The sequence below is a fragment of the Algoriphagus sp. genome (assembly GCF_013373065.1).
GTDB lineage: Bacteria > Bacteroidota > Bacteroidia > Cytophagales > Cyclobacteriaceae > Algoriphagus.
The window spans coordinates 267,847-291,161 of the sequence record NZ_JABXIN010000013.1 but is presented as its reverse complement, the minus strand read 5'-3'; the positions used below and the strand labels follow the sequence as shown (position 1 = coordinate 291,161).

Annotated in this window: 17 protein-coding genes; 6 read left to right on the top strand and 11 right to left on the bottom strand. The window is 41.7% G+C overall.

What is annotated here, in order from left to right; translation table 11 throughout:
* Positions 1–89: 89 nt before the first annotated feature.
* Positions 90–713, bottom strand: a complete 624-nt coding sequence (locus tag HWE15_RS10255; protein WP_290507435.1) for a lipoprotein signal peptidase — start codon at positions 711–713, stop codon at positions 90–92.
* A gap of 4 nt (positions 714–717) precedes the next feature.
* Complete coding sequence (ileS, locus tag HWE15_RS10250) at positions 718–4,101, bottom strand: isoleucine--tRNA ligase (protein WP_290507434.1); 3,384 nt, start codon at positions 4,099–4,101, stop codon at positions 718–720.
* A gap of 469 nt (positions 4,102–4,570) precedes the next feature.
* Here ileS and HWE15_RS10245 point away from each other — a divergent pair, with 469 nt between their 5' ends.
* Positions 4,571–7,333, top strand: coding sequence for a carboxypeptidase-like regulatory domain-containing protein (locus tag HWE15_RS10245; protein WP_290507433.1), 2,763 nt, complete (start codon positions 4,571–4,573; stop codon positions 7,331–7,333).
* 2 nt (positions 7,334–7,335) lie between these two features.
* Here the strand turns inward: HWE15_RS10245 and HWE15_RS10240 are convergent, their stop codons facing one another.
* From HWE15_RS10240 to HWE15_RS10230, 3 genes are read right to left on the bottom strand one after another with little or no spacing between them, the layout of a single operon-like run.
* Positions 7,336–8,382: a serine hydrolase gene (locus HWE15_RS10240; protein ID WP_290507432.1), complete on the bottom strand. Its 1,047-nt coding sequence runs from the start codon at positions 8,380–8,382 to the stop codon at positions 7,336–7,338.
* Complete coding sequence (locus HWE15_RS10235; protein ID WP_290507431.1) at positions 8,382–9,815, bottom strand: amidohydrolase family protein; 1,434 nt, start codon at positions 9,813–9,815, stop codon at positions 8,382–8,384. Before HWE15_RS10235 ends, HWE15_RS10240 begins: the two co-directional genes overlap by 1 nt.
* A 3-nt stretch (positions 9,816–9,818) precedes the next feature.
* Positions 9,819–10,502: a DUF4386 domain-containing protein gene (locus HWE15_RS10230; protein ID WP_290507430.1), complete on the bottom strand. Its 684-nt coding sequence runs from the start codon at positions 10,500–10,502 to the stop codon at positions 9,819–9,821.
* A 323-nt stretch (positions 10,503–10,825) separates the two neighbouring features.
* Here HWE15_RS10230 and HWE15_RS10225 point away from each other — a divergent pair, with 323 nt between their 5' ends.
* Positions 10,826–11,632: a universal stress protein gene (locus HWE15_RS10225; RefSeq protein WP_290507429.1), complete on the top strand. Its 807-nt coding sequence runs from the start codon at positions 10,826–10,828 to the stop codon at positions 11,630–11,632.
* 5 nt (positions 11,633–11,637) lie between these two features.
* On the opposite strand, the gene HWE15_RS10220 is transcribed toward HWE15_RS10225, so the two are convergent.
* A complete protein-coding gene (locus tag HWE15_RS10220) occupies positions 11,638–12,825 on the bottom strand; it encodes a methyltransferase domain-containing protein (RefSeq protein WP_290507428.1) in 1,188 nt (395 codons plus the stop codon).
* A 57-nt stretch (positions 12,826–12,882) separates the two neighbouring features.
* The gene (locus HWE15_RS10215) at positions 12,883–13,695 is read right to left on the bottom strand and encodes a hypothetical protein (protein ID WP_290507427.1); all 813 of its coding nucleotides are present in this window, start codon (positions 13,693–13,695) and stop codon (positions 12,883–12,885) included.
* 53 nt (positions 13,696–13,748) lie between these two features.
* On the opposite strand from HWE15_RS10215, the gene prmC reads away from it, so the two are divergent.
* Positions 13,749–14,585: a peptide chain release factor N(5)-glutamine methyltransferase gene (gene prmC, locus HWE15_RS10210; RefSeq protein ID WP_290507426.1), complete on the top strand. Its 837-nt coding sequence runs from the start codon at positions 13,749–13,751 to the stop codon at positions 14,583–14,585.
* Between the two features lies 1 nt (position 14,586).
* On the opposite strand, the gene HWE15_RS10205 is transcribed toward prmC, so the two are convergent.
* From HWE15_RS10205 to dxs, 4 genes are all read right to left on the bottom strand, one after another.
* Positions 14,587–15,723: a hypothetical protein gene (locus HWE15_RS10205; RefSeq protein WP_290507425.1), complete on the bottom strand. Its 1,137-nt coding sequence runs from the start codon at positions 15,721–15,723 to the stop codon at positions 14,587–14,589.
* Positions 15,724–15,725: 2 nt separating this feature from the next.
* Positions 15,726–15,980 carry a hypothetical protein gene (locus HWE15_RS10200; protein ID WP_290507424.1) on the bottom strand — a complete coding sequence of 85 codons (255 nt, stop codon included), beginning with the start codon at positions 15,978–15,980 and terminating at the stop codon, positions 15,726–15,728.
* Positions 15,981–16,137: 157 nt separating this feature from the next.
* Complete coding sequence (locus tag HWE15_RS10195; protein WP_290507423.1) at positions 16,138–16,905, bottom strand: alpha/beta hydrolase; 768 nt, start codon at positions 16,903–16,905, stop codon at positions 16,138–16,140.
* A 6-nt stretch (positions 16,906–16,911) separates the two neighbouring features.
* Complete coding sequence (gene dxs / locus HWE15_RS10190) at positions 16,912–18,828, bottom strand: 1-deoxy-D-xylulose-5-phosphate synthase (RefSeq protein ID WP_290507422.1); 1,917 nt, start codon at positions 18,826–18,828, stop codon at positions 16,912–16,914.
* A 173-nt stretch (positions 18,829–19,001) separates the two neighbouring features.
* Between dxs and HWE15_RS10185 the strand changes: the two genes are divergently transcribed.
* From HWE15_RS10185 to HWE15_RS10175, 3 genes are read left to right on the top strand one after another with little or no spacing between them, the layout of a single operon-like run.
* The gene (locus HWE15_RS10185; RefSeq protein WP_290507421.1) at positions 19,002–19,751 is read left to right on the top strand and encodes a segregation/condensation protein A; all 750 of its coding nucleotides are present in this window, start codon (positions 19,002–19,004) and stop codon (positions 19,749–19,751) included.
* A gap of 1 nt (position 19,752) precedes the next feature.
* Positions 19,753–20,826 (top strand): lysylphosphatidylglycerol synthase transmembrane domain-containing protein, encoded by a 1,074-nt coding sequence (locus HWE15_RS10180; RefSeq protein ID WP_290507420.1) that lies wholly within the window; start codon positions 19,753–19,755, stop codon positions 20,824–20,826.
* Complete coding sequence (locus HWE15_RS10175) at positions 20,819–23,278, top strand: bifunctional UDP-N-acetylmuramoyl-tripeptide:D-alanyl-D-alanine ligase/alanine racemase (protein ID WP_290507419.1); 2,460 nt, start codon at positions 20,819–20,821, stop codon at positions 23,276–23,278. Before HWE15_RS10180 ends, HWE15_RS10175 begins: the two co-directional genes overlap by 8 nt.
* Positions 23,279–23,315: the final 37 nt, after the last annotated feature.

Sequence of the window (23,315 nt, the reverse complement as noted above, 5' to 3'; positions counted from 1 at the left end):
GAAAAGGTAATAGCTCGAAAAATAATAAAAAAACCCTTTTGACAGAGATACAAAAGGGTTTTTATTGATGATTTAGAAAAGAAAAGGGTCTATTCTTCTAATTGCGTGCTTTCATGAGACAGGTTTTCCTTTGGTTTCTCAGGAAAAAATTTCCCCTGAAAGATCAAAATTATCGCTACCCCGATGAAAATAGCAGCATCAGCTATATTGAAAATTGGCCATAGCGCTGTATAAGAACCTCCCCACAGCGGAACCCATTCAGGAATGTAGCCTTCCCAGATATCGAAGTAAAACATATCCACTACTTGCCCATGAAGCCAAGGTGTAGGCGCATCATAAGGAGCATTATTCAACCAAACTCCATAAAATATTGAATCTACCAAATTGCCAATAGCACCTCCTAATATCATGGCAATACATACTATGTATACTGGATGTTGTTTCTTTTTTATGATATAGTATAAATAATAACCTATACCGAACATGGCAACCAAGCGGAAAGAAGTCAGCAATAATTTGCCGTATTCAGTTCCCAGTTCCATTCCAAAAGCCATCCCTGGGTTGGTCGTGTAATGCAACTTAAACCAATCTCCGAAAATCTTGATCTGACCTGGAGTTCCAAAGTCCATTTGGAAGTGAACCAACATCTTGACCGCCTGATCAATAGCGATTACCAAAAGTGTGATCCCAAAATATTTAAGGTATTTATTCATCTTATTAATTGCCTTCGGCCTTTAGGACGTTGACTGCGATTTCAAAATCATCCATATCCAAAAGGGTACCGCCTTTCGCTTCCTCTGTCACACGCAAAGTCAGGGCCTGGGTTTCAGATTGAATGTAAGAACCGAAATTTTCTACAGAAGCGTCTACTAATGGATTACCATCGGCTATTTGTATATGAATTTTATCCTGAACCTCCAGCCCCATCTCCTTACGAAGATTTTGGATTCGGTTGACGAGATCACGGGCAACTCCTTCCTGCTTCAATTCTTCTGTCAGGGTCACATCCAAAGCTACCGTAACGCCTCCATCAGAAGCTACGGACCAACCTGGAATATCCTGAGAAGAAATCAAAACTTCCTCCAAAAGGATATCTACGGACTCACCTTCCACATCGATGGAGAATTTTCCCTCCCGCTCGATTTGATTGATTTCATCCTGACCCCAAGATTTGATGGCCGCTACCACAAATCGCATTTTTGGGCCATACTTTTTACCCAAAACCGGCAAGTTTGGCTTCACTTCTTTCACCAAAATACCGGAAGCATCATCCAGGAATTCTATCGCCTTGATATTTACCTCAGTTTTGATCAACTCAGCCACATGTTCAATTTGTGCCTGGGTCTTCTTGGAGAGTACAGGAATCAAAATGCGCTGCAAAGGCTGTCTAACTTTTAGTTTTTCCTTCTTTCGAAGGGAATGCACCAAGGAAGAAATAGTCTGCGCCAATTCCATGCTCCTCTCCAAATCCTCATCGATCAAGGATTGATCTGCAGAAACCCAATCGGTCAAATGCACAGAATCTTCTCCACTTCCCCCAGCTTCGGTCAAATTTTGGTACAACCAATCCGAATAGAAAGGAGCAAAGGAGGACATCAATTGAGTCAAGGTAAGCAAGCATTCGTACAAGGTCTCATAGGCTGCCTGCTTGTCCTCATTCATATCCCCTCTCCAGAATCGCTTTCGAGCCAAGCGTACGTACCAGTTGGATAATTGATCCACCGTGAAATTCATAATCGCTCGGGTAGCTCGGGTCGCATCGTATTGATCCATCGCTTCCTCCACTTCTGCAATCAAAGACTGCAACTTGGAGACAATCCACTGATCGAGTTCAGCCCGCTCTTTTACCGGAATCGCTTTGGACTTGTCATAGACAAAGGCATCCAAATTGGCATAAAGCGCGAAGAAATTATAGGTGTTTTGTAGGGTACCAAAGAAGCGTCGCTGCACTTCAGTCACCCCGTCCAAATTGAATTTCAGGTTATCCCAAGGATTGGCATTACTCAGCATATACCATCGCAGGGCATCTGGTCCATATTCTTTCAAGGTCTTGAACGGATCAACAGCATTACCCAATCGCTTGGACATTTTATTGCCATTTTTATCCAAAACCAGCCCATTGGCAATCACATTTTTGAAAGCAACAGAGTCAAAAAGCATTACCGCGATAGCATGCAGGGTGAAGAACCAACCTCTAGTTTGATCCACCCCTTCAGCAATGTAATCCGCCGGGAAATTATGTTTGAACACCGATTGGTTTTCGAAAGGAAAATGCCATTGTGCATAAGGCATGGCTCCAGAATCAAACCAAACGTCAATCAAATCCGGCTCTCGGAACATTTTTTCCCCTTTTGGAGAAACCAAAATCACATCGTCTACATAGGGTCTATGCAAGTCCAGTTCCTTCCCTTCAAATGGAGACTTCTCCATGAAACCGGCAGCGATAGACTTTTCAATTTCAGTGTTAAGTTCGGAGATCGAACCGATGCATTTTTCTTCAGATCCATCGCTTGTTCTCCAAATCGGAAGGGGTGTCCCCCAGAATCGGGACCTGCTCAAGTTCCAATCCACTAAATTTTCTAGCCAGTTGCCAAATCGGCCCGTTCCCGTAGCCTCAGGCTTCCAATTGATAGTTTTGTTGAGGGCCACTAACTTATCCTTGTAGGCGGTAGTTTTGATAAACCAGCTTTCCAATGGATAGTAAAGCACGGGCTTATCGGTACGCCAACAATGCGGATAGCTGTGTTCGTATTTTTCGACCTTAAAGGCCTTGTTTTCATTTTTTAGGATAATGGAGATGATGATATCCGTATTCTTGAAATCAGCAGCACTCTCATCATCCTCTGTGTAATTTTTAACATAGAAATCATCCGGACCATATTCCTTGTGCGCGGTAATTCCATGTTCCTTCATTTTTGCAGCGAGGTATTCCCCCACCACAGGAAGGAATTTCCCTTGCTTATCCACTACCGGGATATCATTTCCCAGTTCATCCTTCACAAAAATGCCTGGCACATCATTCTGTACTAAAGTTCGGAAGTCATCCGCACCAAAGGCCTTCGCCAAGTGGACAATTCCAGTACCATCTTCGGTCGTTACATAATCACCAGCCACTACCGTAAACGCCGGATAGGGAAGTGCCAATGCTTCGATCGGGAAGAGTTGCTCGTATTCCCAACCCAACATATCTTTTCCCTTGAACTCCTCTACAATTTCGTAAGGGATCAATTTGTCTCCGGGCTTGTATTCTTCCAACTTAAGATCAGCCGCTTTGGGATTCAGGTAAGCCCCCATACGAGCCTTTGCCAAAATCACATTGACGGGCTCATAAGTGTAGGGATTGAAGGTTTTGACCTTTACATAATCTAACTTTTCACCTATCGCCAAAGCCGAGTTGGAAGGCAAGGTCCAAGGCGTAGTTGTCCAGGCCAGAATGTAAGTATTGTCCTGATTTTTCAGCTTAAACTGTGCCGTGATGGACGTATCCTTAACATCCTTGTAGGTTCCCGGCTGATTGAGTTCGTGTGAAGAAAGTCCCGTTCCTGCCGCAGGAGAGTAAGGCTGAATCGTATATCCTTTGTACAAAAGGCCCTTTTCATATAGACGCTTCAAAAGGTACCAAAGCGTCTCAATATACTTGCTATCGAAGGTGATATAGGGATCATCGAGATCTACCCAATAGCCTATTTTTTCGGTCAGATCATCCCATTCATTTTTGAATCGCATGACCGTTTCCTTACAGCGCTTGTTGTATTCCTCTACGGAAATTTTCTTCCCGATATCCTCTTTGGTGATGCCGAGTTCCTTTTCTACCTGCAATTCTACCGGAAGTCCATGCGTATCCCATCCTCCCTTTCGCTTGACTTGATAGCCGCGAAGGGTTTTGTATCGACAAAAAATATCCTTGAGTGTCCGCGCCATGACATGGTGAATGCCCGGTGTGCCATTGGCGGACGGCGGACCTTCAAAGAAAGTAAAGGTCTGCGCACCTTCCCGGTTGGCGATGGACTTTTCAAAGATTTGATTCTCTTTCCAATAGGCGAGTACAGACTCTCCAATTTGGGGATAATCTACCTGTTTAAATTCCTGATACGTTTTCACTGCTTCCTGCTTATCGAATTCTTTATTGAATGGGTTTTGGGCGTGCCCCCGCCGAAAAGGGCGGGGTCGGGCTATACGCTCTTATCCGCCTGATCCGATAGCTATCGGATCAGGCGGATACCGCTTCTATCCCTCACGCGGGCCATCCCGCTCAAAATAAGGCACAAAGATAGCAGAATTGGGCTTTTTGGGGAAAGAAAATGCGAATACCTTTTGGAATTCGACAAGAGAGAAATGAGAAGCCTCTCTTTTTTACTTTACTCCTTCTTGGGATGGTAGCAATTCATGAAAGCCTAGTAACAATATCGAATAAAACCCTTGCTAAAGACTAAAAATATTTCAAATATCAATTCTAATTCAAATCCTCTTTTCAAGTTTGGACATATCTCCCATTTTAATGGCCTAAATCTTGGTTAGCAAACCTTGATGTATTTTTTCAGTAGATTAGAGGAGATTCCTCATTTTTCCCATGTTCCAAAAAACACTCAGCTTCTGTATTTTTTTATGCTTTATTCTTGGCGCTTCCTTTTCTCAGACCATCAAGGGATCAGTAAAAGATAGTGCAACAGGTAAAAGAATTCCTTTTACCAATGTCTTTATCAATAACACTACAATTGGAACCACTACGGATGAAAACGGCTATTTCATCCTTTCTAGGCCAGATTTGCCTAGTACCTTTAGTTTGGTCGCTTCATTTGTTGGATACAGCACAGCCACCAAGAAAGTAAGCATCGGAATCAGTGAAACCAAACAGGTTGATTTCATCCTAACCCCTCTCGAATCGGTTTTAAGTGAGGTTGAACTGAAAAGCAGAAGGGATAAACCATGGGAAAGAAACTTGAAAAGGTTTGAAAACGTGTTTTTGGCTTTGCCAGATGACCCCGTAGCAAATGAGGTAGAAATTACCAACCCCTGGGTTTTGGATTTCCAAAAAGTAAAGCCGGAAAAGGGGCCAAATTACATTCAGGCTACTGCACAAGAGCCACTAATTTTAGAAAATGAGGCGCTAGGATACAAAGTCACGTATTATTTGCAGGATTATAAATTTTACAAGAATAAATCCAGTTACTATGGATTGGCCTTTTTCGAAGACAAAATCCCAGTAGACTCAACTGAAGCAGCCGAAATCCTATTGAACAAACAGACGAGTTACCAAGGATCGGTGAAACACCTGATGAAATCCATTTTGCTTCAAGAAGTTTCAGAGCAGGGCTTCGATTTGTATAAAACCTTACCGGAGCAAATGAACCGCCGAAGGACAAATACCTACACCGTAGAACTTGGGGAATCCATTATTTCTATTCAACAGGATTCTATCCGGAGGATTCCTCTCAGGAATGGGAATTTTAGGATCATTTGGCCGGACCGGGTTGAAGTTCATTTCTTAAGAAAAAACTGGAGAAACGAGTATTACGTGGATATTTATCACCCTGTTGGATGGGTCTCTGCACCTTTGGGTTACTTTGATATAGACAGAAATGGAGTACCTATTGACCCTACCCAAGTAGTACTTTCTGGCTACATCGGAAGACCTCGGATGGGAAGAAGTTTACCACATGATTACGTACCTCCCACGACATTTGAAAATCTGGTTGCGGAAGTAGATTTGGAAGAAATCAATAAAAACAAATGGGAAAACAAGAGAGAGCGGCCCTTTCTCACTACAAATAAACCTTATTATTATCCAGGGGAACGAGTTTGGTTCGGAGGGACCATGCTCTACAAAAACCAGTTTTATCGAGATACGCTAAGTCAAGTTTTGCATGTTGAATTGAGAGATGAACGAACCCAATTGATCTTTACCAATCGGTACAGAATTGAATCGGGCAATATAGCAGGAAGTTTTGATCTTCCTGACTCCCTCCCCCAAGGTGATTATTTTATTAGGGCATACACGGATTGGATGCGAAATTACCCTAAGGGAGATATGTTTATGCGGGCCTTACCAGTCCTAGCCAAAGGCCTTAATGTTGAGAATCAGCAGATTCCAGAAGTAGATTATGCTGGAGACCTAATTTTTGATATTTCCCATAGTGTAATTCTTGAAGGAAGCGATAGAAAAGCATTGATTAATCTTACGATAAAAGATGCCCTGGATGAGCTAGTTCCCGCTCAATTTTCTCTGTCGGTTACAAATTCCGATTTGGTAGCACAGATAGCGGTTCAAGAAACCATCATCTCCTCCTATGATTGGCTTGATGAACCGCTAATGGAGGGATTTACAGTTTCTCCTACCTTTGGAATTGAATATGGAATCACCGTTGAAGGCAAATTTGAAAAGACCAAAAAAAGAGATCCTGATATTAACCCAATCACAATTGTAAGAGGTGATTTGGAAGATTATGGAGTGGTGAAAACTGACTCATCTGGTTATTTCAGAGCGAGCGGATTAAATTTTGTGGGTTGGGACACCCTTGCTTTCGCTGCCCTGGACCAAAAACAAAGGCCCTATGGAATGATTACCTACACACCAAGAACTTCCCCTGAATTTAATGGTACGTTCCCCAAAAATCAGTACCAAAAATATGAAGTGATCGAATATTCCTTAGCCTATGACAATTTTGGGGATTATATTCTATTAGAAGAGTTTGTAGCCGAGGATACCAAAATTGAGAGCCTTGCAGAAAATTATTATGGATATGGGGCACCTGACCGGGAATTTACAAGTTCGGAACTTGAAAACTGGCCCGGAAACACAGTAGCGTCAGTAATAGGAATGAAATTCGGGAATGGCCGACTTGGTAATTTCAATTATGGCCTTAATGACGGTGAACCTTTACTTATTATTGATGGATCACGATATCTGTACAATGAAGGAGAGACTGCAAATGATGTATTGCAAAACTACCTAACAGACGAAGTGAAATCCATTGCTGTTTATACACTCAATTCCAATGTATTTGGTCTGGCTGGCTTCGCCGGGGTGATTATGATTGAAACAAAAAGAGGCGAGCGAAAAACTAAAGACAAAAGAAGGTTTAATGATTTTGGCTTTGCTAAATATCCCGTGATAGGTTTTGCCGAAACAAACCCTTTCCCCAATATTCCCGACCAAAATCAACCCCTAGGGCAAAGCGCTACCCTTTATTGGACTCCTTGGACTTCAGAAGTGGAAAGAAGCTATGATTTTGAGGTTTTCTTGCCCAAAGGAGTAAAAAACATCACCGTCAAAATGGAAGGTGTAACTGGAGAGGGAATTCCTTTTTGGAAAATTTTCCAATTAGAATTATAGGTTCATTCTTTTTCTTGATTTCTCCTCAAAATCTTCACCACCCGATTATATACAATCTCGTGTATGTTCCAGGCATAGCCCCCGTTAGTATTGACAAACTGTACCACCACCGCATCGATATCCGGATGGTATTTGGCAATGCTTTGATAGCCAGGAACCAATCCTGTATGCTCATAGACGTACACGGAGGAATAAATTTCCTGCTCCTTTTGCGCCAGCAAAGTCCCGTCATTTAAGGCTCGAAGGAAAATCCCGACTTCCTCTGCAGTGGAAATCATCGAACCTCCCGGGTGGATAAAATCATTCCCTTTGATGTCTAAAGGATAGCCGACAAAATACCCACTCATCAGATCATCTTGATCCACTTCCGAAAGTAAGCTGTAGGTTCGAGTCAAACCCAAAGGTTCCAAAATCTCTCTTCGGATGTAGTCATGATGAGAATAGCCCAAGGTCTTGTCTAAAATCTCCCCAATCAAAACATAGTTTGTGTTGGAATAAGCATAGTTAGAGTTTGGAGCAAAGTCTGCAGGCAAGCCATAGATCAATTCCAAAGCCTGTCGGTTTTCGGTGAAAGGTTTATCCCATGGATAATTCGCCTGATCGGAATAATTGGGAATCCCTGAACGATGCTGAATCAACATAAGAAGGGTAATTTGATCAGCATTTTCGATGGGTTTGGCGACCTCAGGAAGCAACTCTTCTAAGGTATTATCCAGCGAAAGGGCTCCGCTCGCCACAATTTTGCTCGCCGCAGCCGCAATGTAGAGCTTGCTGATACTGGCGATTTTGAAGAGCGCGTCGGGATCAGTAGGTATTTTTTGATCCCGGTCTTTCCAGCCGGCAGTGTAAAACTGAGGTTCTTTTCCTCCCTGATCCACATAGACGATTATCCCGTCAAGTTGATAATTCATCGCCATTCCCACCTGCTCCTGAATAGTGTCAGGAATCGGTGCCAACCAAGCACGAAGGATTAGCCAAGGGGTGAAATAAACCGTGCAAACAATTGCAACAAGAGACATCAGAATCCGAAAAATAGATTTAGTACTCATTACTTTTCGATGAGTAGGTTTTCGGCATATCGTAGTCCAGAAACCAGTTTATTAGGTCGGTTTTTAGCCCTTTCTTTGAATTCCAGCAAGGTTGCCCTTTCGATTTTTCTACCTCTGACAAAAACCTTCAAAGGATCTTTTAATGCTAGTAAATCTTCAAGAGGGTTTTCTTTGGTTAAAATCAAATTGGCTATTTTCCCTGTAGCGATACTTCCCTGATCATTCAAAAAATCATGAGTTTTGGATGGGTTAATGGTAGCAGTTTCTAAAGCCTCAAAAGCACTCATACCAGCTTGCTGATAAAAAGCCAATTCCTCATGCATGGAGGATCCCGCCGGAGTCACTCCAATTCCCGCATCTGTTCCTGCTACAATCAAGCCCCCTCTTTCTTGAATCTTTTGGATTGCTAGGAGATGAAATTCATGCTGGTCTTTGATTCGTTTCTGCCAGGTGGAATCACTTGCCTGAGAATTGCTCCACCAATCATATTGCGCCTGACTGTCCACCATTCGAATGAGCGGATTCATGTAATCTAATTCTGCTGAACTCATAATATTCGGTTCTGAAATCAGTCGGTAAATATTATGATAGACCGTCAACGTCGGGCAAATGGCTGTGGCTGGGTGAGATGCATACAAATCCACAACCTTATTCAGTTTTTCCGTGTCCAGCTTATAATTCAAAGGCTGCTGCACAATGTCTTCTGCATGCTCAATGGTGATGATTTCCGGTCGAAAGTGATAGGCATAATCCACCTTGGCACTTGGATGTGCTACGACATCGTAGTCTAGGTTTTTAGCCTCATCCAAAACGGCATCAAAAAGCTCCTTGGTCAGTCCGTTGTAGGTTTTGATAAAATCATAACCCCGATCATAGTATTCGCCTACTTTTTCTTTTGCCTGCTCGGGGGAAAAAAGCTGGAGATTATCATCCCCTATGTACTCTGGACCCGTCAATTTAGGACCTGAAGTATAGAATAGAGGTCCCAGTACTTCTTCCGAGGCAATCGCTTTTTTCATTCGAAGGTGCATGGGATGTCCCCATAGGTTCCGAACTGTGGTCACCCCATTTGCGAGGTACAATCCCAATTCATAATCATCCCAAACATGCACATGCATATCGATTAGACCGGGTGTCAAAAAGGCTCCTTTGGCATCGATAACCTCCACCGATTGGGGATCAATTTCATCTCCGATATCAGCGATTTTACCATCCAAAATCAATATATCCTGACTTCTCATAACGGTATCCGAAGTCATAGGAATTAGGTTTACATTTTTGATCAAATAGCTATTGGTCCTATACTCAGAGTTACTGTCCACCTCCATAAAGCGAGTATTTTGGGAATCAAGAACAAATGCACCGGCAACAACTAGAAGAAGTAGTAAGATCAGTAGACCAAAACCAAGGAGAATTTTTTTGAGAATCTTCATTTATTAAGTGCTTTGGGTTTTGATAGAGTTTTTTCCCCCTTTCCAAAGCAGCCAAACTGCCAATCCGATTTCGGCCAAAGCCATCGGTAAGGAAAGGATTTGTTCGATTTGTAAAATTTGTGCCTGATCATCAGGAAATAGAGCTTTCGCTAAATGAACCCCAGTGTAGCATATTCCCGCAAAAATCAAGAGCACTCCCCAGAAATTGGGTATAGAATCCGCTTTCCAACACAATATCCCCAAGCCTACCAAGTGAAAACCAAATAGTATCAATCCAGCCGACCAGATACTTTCAAAGGCATTTAATTCTTGCAAAACCAAAATACCCGAAGGATCCGAGATGCTCAATGGGACCACAGCAAAAAGGTGGTAAATCGCCACTCCTAGTATTCCTGAATAGAAAATCCGTATGGCTGCTGTTACAAAAGACAATGGTTGGAGGATTTCCTTTAGAAATTTGTACAAAGCCCAAGCGGCTAGTATATCTAAAAGCAATATGCCAACCCAAGCGGCAATTCCTGCTTTGAAGGTCCCAAGGGAAGTTTGAATGGCTGCAAGGGTTCTCTTAGCTTCCTCAGGAAAAACCAAGGAACTATAGACGAATCCATAGGCAAACCCAGCCAATACGGCCATAAGAATCAGGGACAATCCAGCCAGTACGGCGAATTTTCTTTTTGGGGGGTTCATAATATCAGCTTGAGGAATCAATTAAAATATTTGTGAGGTGCCCAATCTTTATTGGGATAACTCGGATAAGGAATGGACAGAAAGACTGTCGGTCTTGGCTATTTTTAAAATCCCATGATAGACCAAATAACGGTTTCAGAAAGGGGATTCTTCTGATTAGGAATTCAAAAACGACAAAGCAAAATAGTCTGATTAATTCAATAAGCCTGATAAAAATCAACTTTATAACTCACTTTCCTCACGCAAATTCCCTTAAAGTCTATGTACCTTAACTACATACCAAATAGCCCTTAGAGATGAAGATGGGAGCCAAAATTCTTCTAATGACGGACTTTTCGGAGGTTGCGGGGTATGCCACCTTCTTTGCCAAGCAGATTGCTGGCAAAGTAAAGGGAACAGTAGAGGTTATGCATATCCTCAATACGCCTGTAGACTGGGTCAAATTAGACCGGGAAAAGGAAAAGTTTTATCCTCAAACTCTACAGGAGATTAGTTCTGCCAATGTCAAATTACATGACTTAGTTGGTGAGTTCGAAAATTTAGGAATTTTGGCTTCTTCATCTCTAGTTTATAGTTATGGATCCGAACCGATCTTTGATCATGTAATTAAAGCCAAACCTGACTTAGTCGTCATGGGATCTGAAGGAAGAGGTTCCAAAAAGCCTTTTTACATGGGCTCCTACGCCCAAAAAATGCTCCGGAATGTCAAAATCCCAATTTTGATCGTGAAAGATGAGCCCATTCGACCTGAAATAAAGAAAATAGCCTTTCTCTCTACCCTAGAAAAAAATCAAAAACCTGTACTTCAACAGGTAAAATCATTTGCCGATTTAATGGGAGCTCAAGTAAACTTAATCTTCATCAATACGCCATACAACTTTTATGAAACCTCAGAGTCCGATAGGCGATTCGAAGAAATGACCGACGGAGATTCCAACATATTCACTTTCCTTACAAATGCGGAAAATCCAGAAAATGGCATGATGTATTATGCAGAGCACTACCATCCCGATATTTTGGTTTTGGCAAAATCCGAAAAGACAGGAATCACCAAATTCTTTACTCCAAGTTTGACTGAAAATTTGGTTCGGGCTCACGACTTCCCGATTTTATCAATTTGCTTGGAATAAGGAATTTACTTTTTCTGAAGACGGGCGATGTAAAAACCATCGAAACCACTTTGATGTGCAAAGACTTTGTGCTCTTCCAACAATTCAAAGTCTTTCCCTGCCTCAGACTCCAAAAACTTGCGGACCTGATTCTCATTTTCAGAAGGCAAAATACTACAAGTAGCATAGACCATCTGTCCCCCTTTTTTCAACATCGAAGGATAAGTTTGAAGGATTTCCTGTTGGGTTTCCTCCACCTTTTCGATAGACTCTGGGCTCAACTTCCATTTGGTGTCTGGATTCCTTCGCAAAACTCCCAAACCTGAACATGGCACATCCAAAAGCAGGCGATCCGCTGATTCTTTTAAACGCTTGATGGTCTTTGACCCCTCGATCACCTTCCGCTCAATGATATCAATTCCATTTCTTCGGGCCCTTAGTTTGGTTTGCTGGAGTTTCCACTCTTCCAAGTCCATGGATAGAATTTTGCCCTTATTGTCCATAAGCGCTGCCAAATGAAGTGTTTTCCCGCCAGCCCCGGCACATGCATCAATGACCCGCATACCCGGTTCTACCGCCAGAGCAGCAGCCACCAATTGCGAAGAGGCATCCTGTACCTCAAAAAGTCCCGCTTTAAAGGCTGCTGTACGAAATACATTTTGCCGTTCTTCCAAGATCAGGGCATCTGGATAACCTTTGATCTGATAAGTGCGGATCCCTTCTTCCATAAGTTGAGCCTTCAATCGCTCGCGGGTAGTCTTGAGTGTATTCACCCGTAAAACCACTTCTGCCTCTTCATTTAAGCTATGTAGTTCGGTTTCCCACTCTGCTCCCAATTCTTTCTTTCCCAACTGATACAACCAATCCGGAACAGACTCTAAAATGGCAGGATCTTCCAGCTTCTCATATTTCTCTTTTATCTTTTGGGGATTGATTTTGGAAAACTCTTCCCAATTCGGGAGTTCATGTCCTTGCATCAACCAATAGGTCCCAAAAAGGTCCCAATAATCATCGGAAGGACTGAGGTAATTGATCAGTCTCCACCAGCGGACCATCTCATAGGTAGTTTCGGCAATAAAGGATCGGTCCCGTGCTCCCCATCTTGGGTTGGACTTAAGGGTGCGCTCGATGACTTTATCAGCATATTGTCCCTGTTGAAAAATAGCATCAAGTGCAGAATGTACTCCGCGAATGGTATTGTTATGTAGTTTCATTAGAAAGAAATTCTCCACAAAGGTAGGGTTTCTTTCCCAGTCTTTTGATTAGCGTACTCAAAAGGGCCGTAAGGTCAATGAAATCCGGACACCTTCCCGAGGCACTGCCGAACCAAAGTCATACCGATCTCCGGCGCATCCATCCGCCAAGCTCCAGATCGGATCATAAATCAAGGTATTGATGGCATCGGAATTGGTAGAAAGTGTTCGCTTTCGGAATTCCAGAAAATTGGCACGTACCCCCAAATCCAACCAATCATTAAGCGCCCAAGCAAAGGAGAAGTCCAAGCCAGCTTTCCAATTTTTTTCTTCTATTTCGCGGATGATAGGACCTGGAGCAATGGAAAGACAAGTTGAACACGGCCAATACAGATAAGAATAATCCGGAAAAATCTCCAATTGATCCTTTCCTGTTTCCCGAATTCCATATAGGTTAATTGCTAGGCTTGTTCTTTTCCCAAGAGTTACTTTTCGCTGAAGAAAAAAGCCTAATCCAAATAAATCATTTTGAAGGCCTACAGGGAATTCAACACGGGTATTTCCTATACGGGTATTTCCTATATAGATCGGATTACCATTCTCGTCAGGCTCAGGCGAATAGAGTTCCCGAAAATAAGAACCATTTTCTTGTGCTTGATAATAGGACTGATAGCTACCCAACAAACCAATAGACCAATTCTCTGCAACAGGCAATCCAAAAAATAAGCGTGAGCTTCCAAATCGGTTGTTCTCAGGAGCAAAAAGCTGAGGATAACTCAAGGACCTTTCCCAATAATTTCCATCTATTTCAAAGAAAACTGACTTTTTTTCTTGAGAATAAACCATAAGAGGAAGGAGGGCAAAAAAGAGTAAAAGAATTAATTTTTTCATAGGTAGCAGCTTTAGTGCTTACCTTTACGAAAGCAAAATCCAAATCGCTACTCATGATCAATTACAATAGTTTGGTGAAAAAATGGGCTGAGGAGCTGGATCTCTATGATAGTCAAGAAGCTCAGAATTTAGTAGAGTGGCTATTGGAACATCATTTGGGATTGCGCCGGGTGGATATGATGCATTTCTTGGATGAGAAGGATTTGCCACAAGTACTTTTGGATGATTTTGAACGATTAAAAAAAGGGGAACCTATTCAGCAAATCCTCGGGAAAGGGCCATTTTATGGTCGTGAGTTTTTGGTCAATAAAGACACCCTTATTCCAAGAAATGAAACCGAAGAATTGGTTCATTTGATCATCAAAGAAAACCCCCAAGCCGGATTACGGATTTTGGATATAGGAACGGGAACAGCTTGCATTCCCATCACACTTTCCTTGGAAATGAAGCAGCCCACCGTATATGCAACAGATATTTCCTATGAGGCTTTGGAGATGGGAAAACGGAATGCCGAACTACTTCATGCGATGGTTCAATTTTTTCAATCGGATATTTTGAATGATAAATTGCCTGTAGATCAATTGGATATTTTGGTCAGTAATCCTCCCTACATTCCTACCAAAGAAAAAAGCCAAATGCACAAAAATGTAGTGGATTATGAGCCAGAATTGGCACTCTTTGTACCTGATGAAGATCCCCTCCTATTCTATCGAATAATTGCAGAAGCGGGAAAATCAGTTCTTAAAGCCGGAGGTAGGATTTACTTTGAAATTCATGAGAATTTTGGAAAGGCAGTCAAAGACTTATTGCTGAAATTGAAGTATTCGGGGGTCGAGGTAATTCAGGATTTGAATGGAAAAGATCGATTTGTGAAGGCTTTTTTACCCTAGGCTAAAATGAGTATTTGTAAAACTTCCGAAAAATATCTCCATTATCTTCCCTAACAGAAACTCCACCCACAATTAAAGAAGCTCCATCAAAAACGAAATATTTGGCTATAGGCATTTCGTAAAAGCGTTGTTCCTTCGTTTCAGGGTCCAATTCGATCAGGGTTACTCCTCGGAGATTTTTTTGCAAAATCTCTAAGCCCGGAAGATTATTAAATCTTTCATCGCTCACGTGATTTACAATTCTATAAATTTTCCCTTTCACATTAAAAACTTCTGAAAAGTCCGATTGCTTGATTTTATACTCCAACTCCTCCCCTTTTGAAGGATAATTTTTAAGCAAAGGAGGCACATTCCTTCCCAATAAACCGCAATAAATAGCCTGAGTACTTTTATCTTTTATGTTAAAGAGATAAAGTGAATCTGAAAACCTAAAGTTTACGATCATTCGATCTTCGTCGAATTTTTCTAATGTGGGACCGGAGAATTCGCTCGGCAAAAAGCTACCGGTTAAATAATCTGGATATTTTAGTTGACTTACAAATTTCTCTTTATTTAAATCATATAATCTCACAGGAATTTCATTTCGAAAAAAATCGGGATCATCATATCTTATATCACTTACTGTAGGTATCGCCAAAATCTGATCAAATAATACTGCATTTGAATAGAAGCCACTACGGTAAAACCGTGCAAAATCATTACTGCTATAAGAAAACTCATTTACTTTCTTTGCGAGGGAGTTATAAAGATAAAATGCATCCTGTGCGGCAGGAAAAACAAAGATTGAATCTATTCTGTGAAAATAAACCGCAACGCTTGACGAATTGAATCCATCAGGGCCCTCTCTTGGGATCCGGATAGGTTCAAGGTAAATTTTCTTATCAAAATTAACTCTGTGAATTAACAAATCTCCATTAGAACCAAAACCATACTCCACTAAAAATCCCTGTCCATTATTTGAAAAAGTACTCCAGTAAGAAAGAGGGAAGTACTCTAATGGAACCAATACCTCCAAGCTGTCTTTTTTTGGAAATTCACTATATACAAGCTCATTTTTTTCAACTGTACAAAAGGAAAGAAGGAAAAGAAAAATCAGGGATATCACCCGAAATCCCTGATTTAATAGCAGAATCTTCATTTCTATAGCTTCCTAGGCATTGGAATCCCTTGAATCACTTCAGAAACAGCAGTCACATCAAATCTTGTCGCACTTCCTGGATTTGTACAATCGTCACCTATCTTATCCTCGCAATGTGAAACAATATATGTTCTACCGTTCATAATATCGATGGAAACTGCGGCATAATAATCCCATCCTGCGTGAGAGTAATTTGGGATTGCTAGCATCAGTAGGACAAGTAATCCCCCAAAAGAGAATTTCAATAAATTTTTCATGATGTTAAAATTTAAAAGTTGAAGAATAATTAAAAAGCTTTGGCCAAAAACTTACTGAAAATATAGTTTACTAAAAATTAAAAAACAAATTATACCTATATTTTTATTACAACTTTTTAAATTAGTTTAAAATTATTACTAATTGACTATCAAACTATTATTGAATTTTCTCACAAAAAGTCCTTACCATCTCTAAAGTGCGATCCTTGTCTTCGATCATCCCCATGTGACCTGTCCCTTCTAATTCGAAATAATCTGTAAAGGCTTCTTTTTGACGTCGGCTTGCGTCAATTTTTACCGCCCCGTCTTCAGTCCCCGCAATCATAAGTTTGGGTCCATGAAAATTCTTCAATACCTCTAATCTATCTTTCCTATCACGCATGGCCTCAGTAAAGGCAACCAATCCTTCCAAACTCGATTGTTTTGCCTGTTCTATTGCCTGATCAATTTCTTTTTCAAATGAAATTCGATGACCTTCCGAAAATAGAGGTGGGACAAAAGAGGTCACAAACTTATCAACCCCGTTCTTCTTTAGAAATTGGATGGCCCGATTCCGCATGGCTTTTTTCTCCGTATCATCTGCAAAAGATGTAGAATGGAACAGGCCAATGCCTTTAATCCGATTTCCCATTAACTCGAGCATTGCCAGCGCCACATAACCTCCAAGAGAATGTCCAATTACAATGGGGCTTTCTACGGAATTTTCTTCCAACCACTCCTCTAATAAAACAGCGACCTCCTCTAAAGTAATATGGGCTTGAGTGAGCGAAGTTTTTCCAAAACCGGGTAAGTCAGGACAAAGAATCCGAAAATCGTGTGAGAGTTCTTCGGCAAAATGATTCCACATAGCCCCGATTTCACAAAACCCATGGATCAAAACCACAGGCTGACCAGAGCCTTTTTCAAAAAAATGAATCGAAGACATGAATGATTAGCTGACTTTCTCTACCTCGGCTAAGCTGCGAACTGCTTGCGCTATTCCTTCCGGATCAAATCCACAAAGTTTGTGTAATTGCAATTGCTCTCCATGCTCTATGATGTCATCCGGAATACCCAAGCGCTTCACTTGAGCACTATAGCCGTGATCAATCATCCACTCGAGCACTGCAGACCCAAAACCACCCATCAGGCAGCCATCCTCCACAGTGACAACCTTTTTAAAATTGCCAAAAATCTCGTGCAATAGGTCCTCATCCAAAGGTTTCACAAATCGCATATCAAAATGAGCAGGATTCAATCCCTCTTCGGCTAATTCTTCACATGCTTTTACCGCATAGTTTCCAATGTGCCCAATCGTCAAAATCGCCACATCTTCTCCTTCTTTTACAATACGGCCTTGCCCCAATGGAATTTGCTGGAAAGGTCTTCGCCAATCTGGCATCACTCCATTTCCTCTTGGATAGCGTATGGAGTAAGGACCTTCATGACTGAGGGAAGAATACATCATATTTCGCAACTCTTCCTCATTCATCGGTGCTGCTACTACCAAATTTGGAATACAGCGGAAATAAGCAATATCATAGGCTCCATGATGCGTAGGCCCATCTGCCCCTGCAAAACCAGCGCGATCTAAACAGAATACAACTGGTAAATTTTGCAAACAGACATCATGAATAACCTGGTCATAAGCCCGCTGCATAAAAGTGGAATAGATATTACAGAAGGGCTTCAAACCTTGAGTGGCCATACCAGCTGATACAGTCACCGCATGTTGCTCCGCAATCCCCACATCAAATGCCCGGTCTGGCATTTCTTTCATCATGATATTAAGCGAAGAACCAGATGGCATAGCTGGGGTAACGCCCATGATTCTATCATCCTGCTCAGCCAATTCAACAATGGTATGTCCGAATACATCTTGGTATTTGGGCGGCTGAGGTTTTGATGGTGATTTTTTGAAAATCTCCCCTGTAACTTTATCGAAAGTACCCGGCGCATGCCAAGTAGTATGGTTACCTTTTTCAGCAGGTTCGTAACCTTTCCCCTTCACCGTTACACAGTGAAGAATCTTAGGCCCTGGAATGTCTCGAAGATCACGAAGTATCTCAACCAAATGATTGACATCGTGTCCATCCACCGGTCCAAAATAACGAAGGTTTAGGGATTCAAATAGATTGCTTTGCTGGAGAACAGCAGATTTGATGGCTCCCTCTACTTTGGAAATGACTTCCTGGGCTGAGTGTCCAAACTTGCTGAGTTTCCCCAAAATTTTCCACACCTCATCCTTTACTTTATTGTAGGTATGAGAAGTGGTGATATCTGTCAAATAATCCTTTAAGGCGCCGACATTAGGGTCAATCGCCATGCAATTGTCATTCAGAATGATAAGGAGATTGCTATCGGTCACTCCTGCATGATTCATCGCCTCGAAGGCCATCCCTCCTGTCAAAGCACCGTCCCCGATGACTGCTACATGTTGCTGTTTAGCATTCCCCTTGTATTTCGAGGCCATCGCCATACCCAGGGCAGCAGAAATTGAAGTACTCGAATGGCCTACGCCAAACGTATCGTACTCACTTTCTTTTCGTTTCGGAAAACCTGAAATCCCTCCATAAATTCGATTGGTATGGAAACGATCGCGACGTCCTGTTAAAATCTTATGACCATAAGCTTGATGCCCTACATCCCAAACGAGTTGATCTTCAGGAGTATTCAAAACATAATGCAAGGCCACAGTTAATTCAACCACACCCAAACTCGCCCCAAAATGACCCCCGTAAACAGAAACATTGTCAACAATGAAGTGACGCAACTCATCGCAAATTTGGACAAGTTTTTCTTTTGGAAATTTTTTAAGATCAGCGGGGCTGTTTATCTGTGCTAGTAATTCTCCTGGTTGAATCAACATGAAGCATTTAATTAGGTGGTCAAGAACAATAAACCGAAGCGCTTAACGATTGTTTTTTAGTTAGCATAGCAACTAAATCGAAGCCTCCAAATCCCAACCAAATCAATTAATTAGGTATAATTGAATATCTTTGACTATAAGTTCGCAAAATTAACCATTAATCTAAATATCCATTGAGTTTCGAAATCAAATTACCGCTTTTCGAGGGACCATTCGATTTAATGCTGTTCTTCATTGAACGGGACGAACTGGATATTTATAATATTCCGATTTCCAAAATCACAAATGATTTTTTGGACTACATCCATCAATTGGAACAGATGGAAATCGAAGTGGCAAGTGAATTTATTCTTTTTGCAGCAACACTCATGAAAATTAAGTCTCGGATGCTTTTGCCTCGTCCGGAACTTAACGAGCACGGTGAAGAAATAGACCCCCGTGAAGAGTTGATTCGAAATTTGCTGGAGTACAAAAAATACAAATCAGTCATTCAAGATCTGGCAACTTTGGAATCTGATCGACTTGCCAAAGAAAAAAGAGGTAATATTGCCGCCGAATTGAAATCCTTAAGCAAAATCGATGATGTAGATGCAGAGCTTCAACATGTCGATCTCTACAAGCTCTTGAAGGTTTTTCAAAAATGCATGGCCAAAATGGCTGCCCGGGGAGAGGAAACAAAGCATACCGTCATCCAATATCCCTACACCATCGAACAACAAAAAGACTTCGTATTGGAAAAAATAAGCTTCAAAAAGCAAGTTCCCTTTTCGGATTTTATCGAATACAAACCTGACAAAATCTTTGTGATCTATACCTTTTTGGCAATTTTGGAACTCTTACAGCTCTCACAGGTTACCATTGTCATCGGAGAAGGATATAATAATTTTTGGGTAGAAAAGACTGAGCCTATCGCTGCAGCCTGATATGAAGCTGGACAATAAGAAGATTTTCAAAACACTAAATCCCAATAAGGTTTGGGTGCCGATCATTATCGGTTTAGGGATCGTTTTTGCAATGTTTTACCTAGACCCCAATGTGAATGCGCAGACTCTTAAAGGTGTTTTTGATGCTTCTATTCCCTACATATTACTTGCGATTTTGGTCATTATATTTCGAGATGCAGGTTACATCTACCGGATTCGGGAAATCACCCAGCGCGAACTGAGCTGGACCCGTGCCATTTATGTCATTATTCTTTGGGAATTTGCCTCAGCGGTTACTCCTTCGGTAGTAGGAGGGACAGCCGTAGCCATCTTCATTCTCAACAAGGAGGGAATCAAGTTAGGAAGGGCTATTTCCTTTGTCATGGTTACTGCTATTCTGGACAATCTATTTTTTGTGATCGGAGCACCCATTATCCTATTTTTTGCCAAAGGCAATATTTTTCCAGAAAGTCAGGTATTAGAAAATCAGCTTGAAAATAGCTTACAGGCTATTTTTTGGATAAGCTATGGACTATATGCCCTTTATAGTTTAATTATGGCTGCTGCATTGTTTTATAGACCTCGCGTTTTCAAATGGGTTTTGATCAAAATATTTTCTTTCAAATGGCTTCGAAAATGGAAGCATGATGCACAGGAATATGGAAACCAAATCATTGAAGCTTCTAAAGAATTAAGTGGGAAGAGTTGGGGGTATTGGATGCCCGTGATTTTGGCTACCATTTTTATTTGGAGTTCCCGCTACCTGATGCTCAATGCCTTGATTTCAGCATTCGTTCCACTTAGTCTTGAAAACCACGTCATCGTATTCGCCCGGCAGGTGATCATGTGGATTATAATGATGATTTCTCCAACACCCGGAAGTTCGGGTACAGCAGAATTCTTTTTTGGACAGTTTTTTGCTCAATTCTTGGATGGATACACCTTTGTGACCAGCATTTTATGGCGTTTGCTTTCCTATTATCCCTATTTGATTTTGGGAGCGATCTTTTTGCCAAGGTGGGTTAAACAGGTGTTTTTCAAAAAGAAAAAGAGAGGCGAAATAGGCCATGATTAGTGCACTGACCATTCTTGAAATTGCAAAAATCTGCAAGGGAAAACTAATTGAAAATTCCCCTGAATCAGAAATCAACCAAATTGTTATTGACTCCAGGCAGGCTTTTTCACCCTCCAAAAGTCTTTTTGTAGCGCTGACAGGTGCCAAAGCAAAAGGAACAGATTTTATTGCCGGATTGATCCAACGAGGAGTTCGGAATTTCTTGGTTCCCACTACCTATCTTCCCACTGATACAAAGGCAAATTTCATCCAAGTTGAAAATCCTCACAAAGCCCTTCAGGATTTGGCAGCGGTGTTACGAAGTCGCTTCACCGGACCTGTAATCGGAATTACCGGGTCCAATGGAAAAACCATCGTAAAGGAATGGCTAGGGCAGTTGCTCAGTCAGGAATTTACAGTGGCAAAAAGTCCAAAAAGTTACAATTCGCAGGTTGGTGTACCACTCTCCGTGTTCGAAATTAATCCCTATCATCAGGTGGCAATTTTGGAGGCTGGAATTTCCAAAGGTGGCGAAATGGAAAGTTTGGAGCGAATTATTAGGCCAGAACTTGGGATTTTGACGAACATCGGCTCAGCCCACGATGCTGGTTTCTCTGACCGTTTAAGTAAACTTCGAGAAAAACTCAGCTTATTTAAGGACTCCAAATTCTTGATTTATTGCAAGGATCAGGGGATTGTCTCGAAAGAAATTGAATATCTTTTTCCTTCCGAAAAACTGATCTCTTGGTCTGATCAACCTGGTTCAGATTTCACACGCGCTATTAAATTTAAAGAGGATGAGAACCGGATTCTTTTGATAAAAAAGGATTTAAGTACTTTGACTTTTCGCACCCAACTTCGGGACGCCGCTTCGCTGGAAAATATCATCCATGCCATTGTGGCTGCCTTAACTTTAGGGCTTTCTCCACAAAGCATCCAACGGGGCATTGAGCAGCTCAGACCTGTAGATATGCGACTCACATTAAAGGCAGGGTTGCGGGATTGTTTATTGATTGATGATACCTACAATCATGATTTGGCAGGGTTGCGAGTGGCATTAGACTTCATCCAGCAGCAACGCCCCAAACGAAGGAAAATCCTCATCTTATCTGACTTTTTGCAACAGGGAAAACCGGAATGGATCTATTCTGAAGCTGCTCAATTGATTCGGAATCATCAATTGGATCTTGTACTTGGTGTGGGGAGAGAATTGAGTCTATTGGCTGAATCAGGGGTTCAAAATCTTTACACCTGGGAACGGACTGAGGATTTACTTGCAAATTTGCGAGAATTTAAACTTGAAAATGACTTGATTCTGATCACGGGAGCTAGGCCATTTGGCTTGGAAAAAGTAGTCCAGCAACTTCAGCAGCGGATTCATGGCACCACCCTCGAAATCAACCTTAATGCTCTGACACACAATTTCAACTTTTATAGACGCCTCCTAAAACCGGAAACCAAGGTCATGGTCATGGTGAAAGCATTTGCTTACGGGGGAGGAGCCCCTGAAATCGCTAACCACATTCAAACCATGGGGGCAGATTACCTAGCAGTGGCATTTACTGATGAGGGAGTCGCACTCCGACAACAGGGAATCCATCTACCTATTATGGTTTTGAATCCTTTGGAGGAATCCTTCGCCAGTTGTTTGGAATACAGGTTAGAACCGGTGGTCTTTAGTCCGGAATTTTTCGAAAATCTAGCCAAATGGACAAAGGCACATTCCGAAACTATGAAAGTGCATCTAGACTTGGATACCGGAATGCATCGCCTAGGTTTTGAAAAGCAACATTTGGAAGAACTGAAAGGACTCATTCAAGAAAACCCTCAACTTCAAGTGACTTCCCTGTTCACTCATCTCGCAGCTGCAGATGAATCTGAGGAGAAAAAATACACCCTACAGCAACTGGAAGATTTTAAAGAGATGGCCGCAGCACTTCTTCCTCTATTGCCTCTAAAGCCACTTTTACATGCTTTAAATTCTGCTGGAATAGTTACTTTTCCAGACTTTCAATTCGATATGGTCCGCTTGGGGATTGGACTTTATGGTGTCGAGGTCACTGGAAATTATTCCTCAGATCTTTTACCGATAAGTAAACTGAAAACAACCGTCTCCCAAGTCAAAACTTTGCCTTCTGGAGCCACCATTGGTTACTCCAGAAGAGGGAAACTTCCCAAAGGAGGAAAAATCGCGACCCTCCCAATTGGTTATGCAGATGGCTATGACCGCCGATTTAGCAATGGGCAAGGATATGTCTTGATCAATGAAAAAAAAGCACCTGTGATTGGAAATGTTTGTATGGACATGGTCATGGTTGATGTCAGCAAAATACAAGTGGAGGCAGGAGATGAAGCCATCATTTATGGAGCTGAAATACCATTGGCACCCTTGGCAAAAAAAATTGGAACAATCCCCTACGAACTGCTTACCCACATCAGTAGCCGGGTCAAGCGAATCTATTTTCTGGATTAATTACTCCTTTTGCTAGGTCTTTTTTTTATCTTCCCTT